This is a genomic window from Nocardiopsis sp. iso_25 (assembly GCF_056173305.1).
This window is the reverse complement of record NZ_CM149667.1, coordinates 1797791-1809746: the sequence shown is the minus strand read 5'-3', so window position 1 is coordinate 1809746 and position 11956 is coordinate 1797791. Positions and strand designations below refer to the sequence as shown.

General features: G+C 73.2%; 7 protein-coding genes and 1 riboswitch. Of the genes, 4 read left to right on the top strand and 3 right to left on the bottom strand.

Annotated elements, in window-relative coordinates:
* Positions 1-43: 43 nt before the first annotated feature.
* Positions 44-784 (bottom strand): methionine ABC transporter permease, encoded by a 741-nt coding sequence (locus AC0VX6_RS07875; protein ID WP_047870942.1) that lies wholly within the window; start codon positions 782-784, stop codon positions 44-46.
* Positions 781-1737, bottom strand: a complete 957-nt coding sequence (locus tag AC0VX6_RS07870) for a methionine ABC transporter ATP-binding protein (RefSeq protein ID WP_274978084.1) — start codon at positions 1735-1737, stop codon at positions 781-783. The genes AC0VX6_RS07875 and AC0VX6_RS07870 overlap by 4 nt, the downstream gene beginning before the upstream one ends.
* Before the next feature lie 787 nt (positions 1738-2524).
* Between AC0VX6_RS07870 and AC0VX6_RS07865 the strand changes: the two genes are divergently transcribed.
* Positions 2525-3574: a coiled-coil domain-containing protein gene (locus tag AC0VX6_RS07865; RefSeq protein WP_274976846.1), complete on the top strand. Its 1050-nt coding sequence runs from the start codon at positions 2525-2527 to the stop codon at positions 3572-3574.
* Between the two features lie 452 nt (positions 3575-4026).
* Positions 4027-5085 (top strand): DUF3558 domain-containing protein, encoded by a 1059-nt coding sequence (locus tag AC0VX6_RS07860; protein WP_475467962.1) that lies wholly within the window; start codon positions 4027-4029, stop codon positions 5083-5085.
* Positions 5086-5492: 407 nt separating this feature from the next.
* On the opposite strand, the gene metE is transcribed toward AC0VX6_RS07860, so the two are convergent.
* Positions 5493-7793, bottom strand: a complete 2301-nt coding sequence (gene metE / locus AC0VX6_RS07855; RefSeq protein ID WP_475467960.1) for a 5-methyltetrahydropteroyltriglutamate--homocysteine S-methyltransferase — start codon at positions 7791-7793, stop codon at positions 5493-5495.
* Between the two features lie 165 nt (positions 7794-7958).
* Positions 7959-8119, bottom strand: a riboswitch (cobalamin riboswitch).
* Positions 8120-8399: 280 nt separating this feature from the next.
* Between metE and AC0VX6_RS07850 the strand changes: the two genes are divergently transcribed.
* Together AC0VX6_RS07850 and AC0VX6_RS07845 are read left to right on the top strand one after the other, a co-directional pair.
* The gene (locus AC0VX6_RS07850) at positions 8400-9980 is read left to right on the top strand and encodes a polysaccharide deacetylase family protein (protein WP_475469279.1); all 1581 of its coding nucleotides are present in this window, start codon (positions 8400-8402) and stop codon (positions 9978-9980) included.
* A gap of 278 nt (positions 9981-10258) precedes the next feature.
* A complete protein-coding gene (locus AC0VX6_RS07845; RefSeq protein WP_274976843.1) occupies positions 10259-11818 on the top strand; it encodes a polysaccharide deacetylase family protein in 1560 nt (519 codons plus the stop codon).
* Positions 11819-11956: the final 138 nt, after the last annotated feature.

The following is an 11956-nucleotide window of genomic DNA, read 5'->3' as shown; positions in this document are numbered from 1 at the left end:
ACTCCTGGGGGGAGGGGGTCGTTCTCTGGTGTACCCCGTCGCGTCAGCGCCGCGCCAGGCGACGCACCAGCAGGTCGCCCAGGCTCTGCGCGATCTGCACGATGACGATGAGCAGGATGACGGTGGCCCACAGGTAGTGGTCGTTGAAGCGCTGGTAGCCCTCGCGGATGGCCAGGTCGCCCAGACCGCCGCCGCCGATGGCGCCGGCCATCGCCGAGTAGGAGATGAGCGTGACCACGGTCATCACCAGGCCCGCGATGAGGCCGGGCATGGCCTCGGGCAGCATCACCTTGCCCACGATGGTGACGCGGCGGGTGCCCATGGCGTGCGCGGCCTCCACGACCCCGCGGTCCACCTCGCGCAGGGAGGTCTCCACCAGGCGGGCGAAGAAGGGGATCGCGCCGATGCTCAGGGGAACGATCGCGGCCGTGGGGCCCAGGGTGGTGCCCACCAGCAGGCGGGTGAGGGAGAGCACGGCCACCATCAGCACGATGAACGGCAGGGAGCGGCCGATGTTGACGACGGCGCTGAGCACGGCGCGCACGGCGGGTGCGGGGATGAGCCCGCCCCGGTCGGTGGCCACCAGCAGCACGCCCAGCGGCAGGCCGAACAGGACGCTGACGACGGTGGCCCACCACACCATGTAGACGGTGTCCAGGGTGCCCAGCCACAGGTCGGGCCACATCGCGGGCCAGGCCTGGACGAACGCGACGACGGCGTCCCAGGGACCGGTGCCCCCGGTCGCGGCGGCCAGGTGCAGGACGTCGGCGGGGTTGGTGCTCACTTGCGGGCCTCCTCGACCAGCAGGCCGTGCTCGGACAGGTAGGCGAGCGCCTGGTCGCGGCGGCCGCCGCGCAGGTCCACGCTCAGGCGGCCCACGGACTGCCCGGCGACCTCCTCCACGCCGCCGCCCAGGATGTTGACGTCCACGTCGAAGCGGCGGGTGAGCTCGGACATGAGCGGCTCGTCGAAGGAGCGCGGGTAGGTGACGTAGACCGTGTCGGGCCCGCCGTGCGCGGGAAGCGGGAAGAGGGAGCGCGCCAGCAGCGAGCCGGGGGTGCCGATGAGGTCGAGCACCCGGCCGGACTCCAGGAACGCGCCGTTCTCCATGATCGCCGCGGAGTCGCAGATCCTCTTGATCACGTCCATCTCGTGGGTGATCAGCAGGATGGTCAGGCCCAGTTCGTCGCGCAGGCGGCGCAGCAGGGCCAGGATGGCGTCGGTGGTGGCCGGGTCGAGTGCGGAGGTGGCCTCGTCGCTGAGCAGCACCTTGGGGTCGGAGGCCAGCGCGCGGGCGATGCCCACCCGCTGCTTCTGGCCGCCGGAGAGCTGGGAGGGGTAGGCGCGCGCCTTGTCCCCCAGGCCCACGAGTTCGAGGAGTTCGCCCACGCGCCTCCTGCGGCGGGTGCGGTCGACGCCGGAGACCTCCATGGGGAAGGCCACGTTGCCCGCGACGGTGCGCGAGGACAGCAGGGCGAAGTGCTGGTGCACCATGCCGATGCGGCGGCGGGCGACCCGCAGCCGCGCGCCGCGCAGCGCGGTCAGCTCCTCGCCGTCGACCCGGACCGTTCCGGCGTCGGGGCGCTCCAGGAGGTTGACCGAGCGCAGCAGGGTGCTCTTGCCCGCGCCGCTCTGTCCGACCACACCGAAGATCTCGCCGGGCTCGACGTGCAGGTCGACCCCGTCCAGGGCGGTCACCCGGTGCTTCTTCAACCTGTAGGCCTTGTGGAGGCCCACTGCGTCAATCACGGTGTTCCCATCGACGTCTGGCGGTGGTGTGGCGCCCGGCGGGGTCCGGCGCGGGCCCGTCGCCCGCGTCCGAGCGTACGGAAGCGCCCCGCGGGCGCGGGCGGCGGCGCGCCGGTGGTCGGGCGGGTGTCGGCGGCGGCCCGTCCGCGCGGGGCGGCCGGTCGGGGGACGCGCCGCCCTCGGCGGCGGTGTCCCTTCGGACCTCCGCTCCGCTTCGTCCCGCCCGTCGCCCGCCACCGCCCTCAACGGACGCTGCGCGCAGTCATCCTTGTGTCCGGGCGCCCGAACCGATCCCCGCGGACTGGGGCCGGTTCGAGAAGGCGGGCCTCAGCCCCCGGTGTCCGGGGGCTGCGGGCGGATCCACGGGACCGGGCGGACACGACAGCGCCCGCCGGGCAGCGGAAGACACCGCTCGGCGGTGTCCGACCGCGTGGGCGCGGTGGTCGCTGGGTCGTGCGCACAAGCCTTCACGTTTCCTACTCAACCACGGGGAAAAGGGTCGGTTCACCCGATTTCGCTGTTCGGATCGGGTTACCTCCACCACATCGAGGCCCTCGCGGCACGGTGGATTCGTCCCGTCCCTCCCGAATAACCGCGCGAGTGCCTACACTCATGACGGTCCCTTTACTCTCGCCCCCGGCTCCCGGGTGTGCGCGGGAGGCCAGGGCCGAAGGCCGCTCCCGCGGCTGTCGGCCCCTCTGGGGAAACGACGAGAAACAGCGCCCGCTCCGCCCCCGTGCCCGGGGGCCGTGCGGGCCCGAGGAGCGACCACACCGTGCAGCCCGACGACCTGAGCCGAGTGGACGAATTCGCCGACTTCTGGGCTCCCGACCCTCCCGAACTCAGCTTGCCGGACCGCGCCCGGGCCCTGGCGGGGCTCCTCGCCGCCGCTGCGCGCCCGGGCCGCGCGCGTGTGGCCGCGCTGGCGCTGGCCGTGCTGGGCGGCTTCCTGTTCGCACCCCAGGGCACGGCGGTGGCGGCGCCGGTGCCCGCCGAGCCGGAGGACATGAGCGCCCTCCAGGACCGCGCGGAGACCCTGAGCGAGGAGTTCAACGGCGAACTGCGCGACATGGAGGGCGTCATCCAGGAGGCCGAGCGTGCCGAGGAGCGGGCCCAGAGCACCCGCGAGGACGTCGAGGACGCGCGCGAGCAGGTGCGCGCCCTGGCGGTGGCCACCTACACCAGCAGCGGGATCGGCCTGTCCATGTCGCTGTTCGTCGAGGCCGACCCCGACGAGATCATCGACCGCGCGGTGGTGATCGACTACCTGTCCACCAGCAACCAGGACAAGATCGACCAGCTCAGCCAGGCCCTGGAGCGCGACGAGACCGCGCAGGAGAACGCCGAGGAGCAGCTGGCCGCGGCTGAGGAGGACCTGGACGAGCTGGAGGGGCGCCGCGAGGAGGTCCAGGAGATGATCGCGGACCACCCCGTGCAGCCGATGGGCGGCCAGTACAACATCACCCCGCGCACCGAGCAGATGCGCGAGCTGATCATCGAGGAGTTCGGCGAGGGCAGGGACGTGGGCGGCGTGGGCTGCTACCGGGCGGTCGGCGGCTGGGTGGTCGGCGAGCACCCCAAGGGCCGCGCCTGCGACTTCATGGTGGACCCCAACGGGAACACGCCCCCACAGGAGCAGATCGACCGCGGCTACGCGATCGCCGAGTGGGCCCAGGAGAACGCCGACCGCCTCGGGATCATGTACATCATCTACCGGCAGCAGATCTGGGACATCCGCCGCGGCGACGAGGGCTGGCGCGACATGGCCGACCGCGGCAGCATCACCGAGAACCACTTCGACCACGTGCACATCTCGATGTTCTGATCCGGCGGCGCCCCCGACGGACGCCCCATTACCCCGCGCGGGGCGCGACCGCGCGGGGAACGGCGTCACGATTGCGTCACGTGCGTGATGAGTTCCTGCACAACCGACACAAAACAGTGACGATTCACCCTGCTACCCCCGGTCTGACCTGCCCAGGGGACACCGCTCACGGCTAGGATGCACACGTCCCGGCCCGGACCGAAGGACGCCTTCGGCTCCGTCCGGCCACCGCCCCCGGTGGCCGGTCCCCGGTCCACCGCAACCTCCGCACGGAGGCGGGGAACGCCCGCCCACTCCCCCGCCCTCGCCCGCGGGACGGCAGTGGCGACAGGTGCGCCTCCCCCACACGGCCACCGTGCCCCCTTCCGGGGCCGCACGGGAAGTCGTGAGAACCCAACGGCGCACACACGCGTCCCAGACAACACGGTCATCACACACGGGCGAGGGGAGCCATGAGCGAAAACGGACCATACAACCAGCCGCCGCAGAACCCATACGGCGGTGGGGACAACAGTGGGGGCCAACCGCCCTACGGCCCGCCCCACGGCGCCCCCTACGGCGACCCCGGAACCGGCGGCCAGCCGCCCCACGGCGGTCCCTACGGCGACCCCGGAACCGGCGGCCAGCCGCCCTACGGCGGTCCCGCGGGTTTCCCCGGCTCCCCGGACCAGCAGATGTACGCGGGCGGCCAGCCGCCCTACGGCGGCGGTCCCGGCGGCCCCGGGTACCCCCCTCCGCCGCAGCAGCCCCAGGGCGGCGGCAACAAGGCGGGCCTGTGGGTCGTGATCGGCGGCGGCGTCGTGATCGTCGTCCTGGTCATCGCCGTCCTGGTCATGCTCGTCACCAACGGCGGCGGGCAGCAGACCGTCACCCCCGAGCCCGAGCCCGCCCCGAGCACGGAGGAGACCACCGGCGGCGGTGAGACGTCCGAGCCCGCCCCCGACGCGGCCCCCGCGGGCGAGCCCCCCTACGCCGTCCCCGCCGAGCCCTGCCAGGCCTTCACCGACCAGGTGCTCTCCGACTTCCTGATCCAGGACGAGGGCGACAAGTACGTCCAGGACAACAACTCCTACTGCGAGAGCCTCGAAGGCGCCGCCCCGGAGGGCAACCCCTCCGAGAGCTACGCGATGTTCGAGATCAGCTACCAGGTCCCCTACTCCGCCGCCGACTCCGTCGAGGCAGCCACCAGCGACTTCCAGACCGCGGTGCAGGAGCTCAGGGGCGAGGGTGACTACAACACCTTCTACGACGCCGCGAACGTGGAGGAGGACAAGGAGGTGGACCTCGGCGACGAGGCCCACTACGTCCTCACCAAGTACGACTTCCTGGGTGAGGACATCCCCGAGGCCACGCTGGTGATCCGCAGCGCCAACCTCAACATCCGGGTCCAGTACCAGATGCACCCGCCCTTCACCGAGGACGCCTCCGCCGAGGACCTGGTCATGCCCGACAACGTCGAGGAGATCATGCTCAACGCCGGCGCCGAGGCGCTGGCCCTGGTCGGCGCCTGAGGCGGCTGACCGGACACGGCACGAGGGGGCCGCGGCGTTCGCCGCGGCCCCCTCTCGCATGTCAGCCTCCCGGGGACTCTTTTTGGATCGACCTCAGCTTGTGGGGGTCGGTTCGGGTGCCCACGGGGTTCTGGAGGGGCTGGAGGTGAGGCTGCAAGCAGGACCGCGCCGTAGGCGTCCGTCGAGGGTGGTGGGCGACGGTGTGGGCACGAGCCGTCTCACCGGAGGCACCGCTGTGCCTGCTTCAACCCGATTCCCGTTCTCCGGGCGCCCGAGCAAGGAAGACACCGCACCGCAGGCGTCCGTTGAGGGCGGTGGCCCGTCCCGACGCGCAGCGTCCCCGACGGGCGATGGCGGGCGACGGGCGGGCCGAAGCGGAGCGGATGTCCAAAAAAACACTGCCGGGCTCACACCAGGTCGGCGCGCACCCGGCGGGCCGCCTCGACCATGTTGCGCAGGGCCTGTTCGGCCTCGGCGTAACCGCGCGTCTTGAGGCCGCAGTCGGGGTTCACCCACAGGTTCTGGGCGTCGATGTGCGCGACCGCCAGCCGCAGCGACCCCTCGATCTCCTCCACCGAGGGCACCCGCGGGGAGTGGATGTCGTACACGCCCGGGCCGATCCCGCGCCTGTAGCCCCGCTCGCCCAGGTCCCGCACCAGCTCCATGCGCGAGCGTGCGGCCTCCACGCTGGTGACGTCGGCGTCCAGCGCCTCGATGCCGCCGACGATCAGCCCGAACTCGGAGTAGCACATGTGCGTGTGGACGGTCGTGGACGGCGACACCCCCGACGTGGCCAGGCGGAAGGAGCCCACCGCCCAGTCCAGGTACCGCGCCCGGTGCTCCGAGCGCAGCGGCAGCAGTTCGCGCAGGGCCGCCTCGTCCACCTGGATGTGGCGGATCCCGGCGCGCTCCAGGTCGGCGACCTCGTCGCGCAGAGCCAGGGCCACCTGGCGGGCGGTCTCGCCCAGCGGCTGGTCGGTGCGCACGAACGACCAGGCGAGCATGGTGACCGGGCCGGTCAGCATGCCCTTGACCGGCTTGTCGGTGCGCGACTGGGCGTAGGTGGTCCACTCGACCGTCATCGGCGCCGGACGCGAGACGTCGCCGAACAGGATCGGCGGGCGCACGCACCGCGAACCGTAGGACTGCACCCAGCCGTTCTCGGTGGTGGCGTAGCCCTCCAGCTGCTCGGCGAAGTACTGGACCATGTCGTTGCGCTCGGGCTCGCCGTGCACGAGCACGTCCAGGCCGATCTCCTCCTGGAGCGCGACGACCCGGTCGACCTCCTCGCGCAGGACGGCCTTGTAGGTGTCCTCGGCCAGTTCCCCCCTGCGGTGCGCGGCGCGGGCGCGGCGCAGCTCGGCGGTCTGGGGGAAGGAACCGATGGTGGTCGTGGTGAGCGGGGTGTCGGTGGGCCTGCCGCGCTCCCGCGGGCGCTCGTAGGCGTCCGGGCCCAGGGCGTCGAGGCGGGCGCGCACGCGCGCGTCGGTGAAGGCGGGGGGACGGACGCCGCCCCGACCGGTGTACTCGGCCTCGGCCCCCTCGGACAGCACGCGGCCGAGCAGAGCCGTCTCCCGGGCCTTCTGCCGGGCGAAGGCCAGGGCCCCGCGCAGCTCGGGGGCCAGGGAGGTCTCGGCGTCCAGGTCCAGGGGCACGTGCAGCAGGGAGCAGGAGGTGCTCACGGTCAGCTCGTCGGTGAGGGCCAGCAGGGTGCCGAGCGCGGCGACGGCGGCCGGGATGTCGGTGCGCCAGACGTTGCGTCCCTCCACCACGCCCGCGACCAGGCGGGTGGCGCCCAGGCCGGAGATCCGCACCAGGTCGTCCACGCCCTCGTCGTCGGTGACCAGGTCCAGGCCGACCGCCTCGACCGCGGACTCCTTGAGGACGCGCAGGGCCGCGGAGCCGATGGAGCCGAAGTAGGTGGACACCAGCAGGGAGGGCCGGTCGGTGACCGCGCCCAGGCGCTGGTAGGCGCGCTCCAGGTGGCCGACGGCGGCGCGGCCCTCGTCGGTGGCCAGGATCGGCTCGTCCAGCTGGACCTCGGTGGCGCCCGCGGCCCGCAGGTCGCCGAGGAGCTGGGCGTAGGCGTCCAGGAGCTGGTCGAGCAGCTGGACCGGTTCCCAGCCCTCGGGGGCGCCGTCGGCGGGCTTGGCCAGCAGCAGGAAGGTGAGCGGGCCGACCAGGACCGGGCGGGTGTGGAAGCCCGCCTCGGCGGCCTCACGGAACTCGGCGACGGGCTTGTCGCCCACCAGGCGCGGACGCGTGCCGGGCGAGAGCTCGGGGACCAGGTAGTGGTAGTTCGTGTCGAACCACTTGGTCATCTCCAGCGGAGGGGCGCCCTGCTCGCCGCGGGCGAGCGCGAAGTAGCGGCGCAGCTCCTCCTCGCGGTCCGGCGCCGCGGCGGGCGGGGCGAAGCGGGAGGGGACCAGGTCGAACAGGACCGCGGTGTCCAGCACGTGGTCGTAGTAGGAGAACGTGTTGGAGGGGATGTCGTCGACACCGGCCTCGCGCAGCTGGGCGTAGACGCCCAGGCGCAGGTCGGCGGCGACCCCGTCCAGTTCCCGGGCGGTGGTGCGGCCCCTCCAGTGGGACTCGCAGGCGCGCTTGAGCTCGCGGTCGGGGCCGATGCGCGGGTAGCCGTGCACGGTCGAGCGCACGGAGGGACGTGGTCCGCCCGGGGCCGCGGAAGGCGCGGGGGTCGTGGTCATGAGCTTCTCTCCCTCGTCGAAAGCCGGGTACCGGCCGCGGGGAGGAGAAGAGGGGCGGGCACGCCGACGGACGCGCCGCGGGCGCGCACCGGACCTGCCACCGCCTCCGGCCCTCCCTCGGGGCGCGGGACCGCCGGCGCCGCGGGTGCGTCGCCGGGTGGAGGCAGGTCTTCGGACTCGGGGGCGCGGGCGGTGCGGACACCGCTCCTCCTACTGGCCGCCGCTTCCCGGTTTCCGGTCTCGGCGACCGGCACTACCAGTGCTCATGGCGGCGTTCGTTCCCCCATACCGCTGCGGGGCAGTCCCGGACTCGCACCGGGTTCCCTCTTGCGACATGGTTCCGCCCCGTTCGTTCCGGGCCGGGCCCGGGACGCGGGGGTGGATCATGTACCTTCCACGGCTGCAAGTATAGGGAGGGCCCCCTTCGCCCATGCACCCGGCGTGCGGCCCCATGCGCACGGTCCGGACGGTGAGAACCCCCGTCCTTCGGCCGGCGTCACACACGAAGTCAAGCGTTGCGCGGGTGAGCCCTCTCTGCTCCCCGCGGACGTTCGTCTGAGCGATGAACGTGGAGATTCCCTCGTGAATAAGCAGTCCCGCCTCGCCATGGCACCGGACCACCCCCTGATCACGGTCGTGGTAGCCCTGGCGGTCCTGGCGGGCATGGTGTTGTTCGCCACCCGCTCCTCCGGAGAGCCCGAGCCAGGGCCGCGGACGCAGGGAGCGCCGCTCTCCGAGAGCGAGCCGCCTCCCCCGGCCTCCGGCGAGCCCGACGGGCTCACCGAGGTGGACGCGGCCGCCGTGGCGGGCGTGGAGGAGGCCGAGCTGCCCTACGACGGGGAGATCTCCGTCTCGGTGACCTACCCGGTGATCCCCAACGCCGAGCCGCTGGCCGACTTCCTGGAGCGCGAGCTGACCGACGAGGTGCGCGCCTTCGAGGCGGCCAACCCCGGCGCGGTCTCCTTCGAGGCGGGGTGGAACCTGACCGCGGCGCGCGACGGCCTGCTGGGGGTCCGCGTGACCCGGGTGGAGACCGACTCCGAGGGGTCCCGGGAGGGTTACACCACCTACTGGTACGACACCGAGACCGCGGCGCACCACCCCTCCGCCGCGCTGGTCGGCGGCCAGGAGCAGCTGGAGGAGCTCAACGGCCTGGTGCGCGACGCCGTCGGGAGCGGGGAGGACGGGGAGGGCCCGGCCGACCCCGACGTCATCCACCCGATCAGCTCCCTGTACGACTCGGTGGGCTTCAACCCCGACGGGGACCTGGTCGTGGAGTTCGACGCCGGGCAGGTGGCCCCGGCGCAGGAGGGCCGCACGCGCGCGGTGGTCGCCGCCGGTGAGGCCGAGGGCCTGCTGTCCGAGCTGGGACTGCGCGTGCGAGACGCCGCGACCGTGGGCGTGGACGACTTCTCCATCGCCGCCCCGCCCCGGGCCGACAAGGACGGCCAGGAGGACGGCGCCGTGCCCGGACAGGTGCCCGCGGTGGACCCCGGCGTCGACTGCTCCGACCCCGACACCAAGTGCGTGGCGCTGACCTACGACGACGGCCCCGGCGGGCGCACCCCCGAACTGCTGGACGCCCTCGCCGAGTACGACGCGCGGGCCACGTTCTTCGTCACCGGCAACCCCGTCATGGAGCACCCGCACACGGTGCGGCGCGCCTACGCCGAGGGGCACGAGATCGCCAACCACACCCTGAACCACCCCGACCTGGCCGGTCTGGGCGCGGGAGGGGTGCGCGCGGACCTGGACATCGTGCAGGCGCTGGTGTACCGCGAGACGGGTTACACCATGGACCTCATGCGTCCGCCCTACGGCTCGACCGACGAGGGCGTGGCCTCGGTGACCGCGGACATGGGCCTGGCCCAGATCCTGTGGAGCGTGGACACCCTCGACTGGAAGGACCGCAAGGCCCCGGTGATCCACGACCGGGTGCTGGAGGGCGCTTCGGACGGGGCGATCATCCTCATGCACGACATCCACGGCACCACCGTCGACGCCTCCCGTACGGCGATCCGGGAACTGCACGAGCAGGGGTACACCATGGTCACGGTGTCCCAGCTGCTGGGGACCACGACCCCCGGCGAGACCTACATGGACGGGGTCCCCGACGCCCCGGAGGAGGGCGCCGAGCCCTCCGAGGAGCCCGCTGAGGGGGCCGAGGAGGCTTCCGAGGGGGCCTGAGGGCGCGGCGTCACGGCGCGGCGGGCGGTCCGGGTGAGGATGGCCCAGGGAGGACTTCGGGGCCGCGGCCGGTGGGCCACACGGGAAGCGGAACCGTGTGAGGGCACCGGGCGGTGCCGGTAGGGCGCCCGCACGGGCGTTCCCGGTCTCCGGCGCGTCGCCCGTCCCGGGGTGGTGACCACATGTGGTCACCACCCCGGGACGGGTGGGGGCGTCCCCTATGTTGCTCCCAGCAGCAGCCGTGTTGGCAACCCGCTGAGGGATGAGGGAGTCCGGTGTTGTCGTCGACTCGAGTCCACCCGAACGAGGCCGCCCCCTGCCCCGGGGCCGGTGGGAGCCGGCCGTGGGAGCGCAGAGCCCGGTGGTCCGGGGCGGCGCTGGCCGCGCTGGTCCTGCCCCTGGCCGCGTGCGGCACCGAGGGGATCGCCTCCGGGGGCGGTGAGGAACCGGAACTGATCACGGTGGTGGCGGCGGAGCCGGGGGACGGGGTCACCGAGTGGCGCGGGGACGCCTCCGACTTCGAGGACCACCCGTACAAGCCCGAGGGGCTCACGATCGACGTGGCCTACCCCGTGTTCGCGGGCGCCGACGCCTTCGCCGAGGACCTGGCCGCCCGGGTGGACCAGGAGGTGCGCGACTACCGGGGCGCCAGCCGGGACCCGGTGAACCTGGGCGTCGACTGGGAGGTGGTCGCCGCCGGGAACGGGGTCCTGGGCGTGCGCCTGGTGCGCACCGAGGAGGACTTCCACGGGCTGCGCCAGGGGTACGGGACGTACTGGTACGACGTGTCCACCGGCCACACCGCCTACTCCACCGAACTGCTGGCCGACGACGCGGCGCTCCGGGAGCTCAACGGGATCGTCCGGGACTCGTTCGCCGACGAGGAGGCGGTGGACGCGCAGGGGCTGCACCCGGTGATGCGCACCTACGACTCGATGGGGTTCAACGCCGACGGGGACCTGGTGGTGGAGTTCGACGACGGGGACCTGTCCCCGATCGTGGAGGGCCACCCACCGTCCTCGGCGCCGGGGCGGATGGTCGCGGTGGTGCCCGCCGAGGAGGCCGCGCCCCTGCTGTCCGGCCTGGGCGAGCGGGCGCGGGAGGCCGCCGTGGCGGAGGAGCCCGTGCTGACCGTGGAGGCGCCCGGCAGCGAGCCCCCGGCCGAGCCGCGGGTGCCGGGGGTGGTCTCGGCGGGAGACCCCGACCTGGACTGCGCCGAGGCCAAGTGCATCGCGCTGACCTTCGACGACGGACCGGTCGCGACGACTCCGCGACTGCTGGACCTGCTGGCGGAGGAGGAGGTGGCGGCCACCTTCTTCCTCAACGGCAACCCGGCGCTGACCCGGCCCAGCGTCACGCGTCAGATCTACGCGGAGGGGCACGAGATCGGCAGCCACAACCACCTGCACGAGCGCATGCCCGAGTCCTTCGAGGGCGAGGAGCTGGTCCACCAGGTGGCCGCGGTGAGCGCGATGGTGCGCCGTCAGACGGGGCACACCGTGGAACTGTTCCGGCCGCCGTTCGGCGACAGCTCGCCGGAGGTGCTGGAGGAGATCGGCCGTCAGGGCATGGCCGAGATCCTGTGGAGCCAGGACAGCGAGGACTGGACCGGCATGAGCCGCGACGAGGTCGTGGAGAGCGTGGTGGGCGGGGCCCGGCCGGGGGGCGTGGTACTGCTGCACGACACCCTGGAGCCGACCCTGGCCGCGGTCCCCGAGATCATCGAGCGGCTGCGGGCCGACGGGTACGAGTTCGCGACCGTCAGCCAGGTCTATGAAGGCCCGGAGGCCGGCGAGAGCTACCCGCCCGAGGGGCTGTCCGCGCCCGCCGGTTCCTGAGGTCCGGGGAGGACCGGCACGCGCGTCGGCGGCCGGTGGGGTGTCCCACCGGCCGCCGCGTCCGTGCGGTGGCGACGCGCCCCTCGGCGGCGGACGCGGCCCCGGGCGGCGGGACCGCGAGCCGCCTCGCCGGTGACG

What these genes read in the sequence shown, in the direction of transcription:
- AC0VX6_RS07860 (WP_475467962.1), top strand. Translation starts at nt 4,027, where the DNA reads ATGAGCGAAAACGGACCATACAACCAGCCGCCGCAGAACCCATACGGC.
- metE (WP_475467960.1), bottom strand. Translation starts at nt 7,793, where the DNA reads ATGACCACGACCCCCGCGCCTTCCGCGGCCCCGGGCGGACCACGTCCC.
- AC0VX6_RS07850 (WP_475469279.1), top strand. Translation starts at nt 8,400, where the DNA reads ATGGCACCGGACCACCCCCTGATCACGGTCGTGGTAGCCCTGGCGGTC.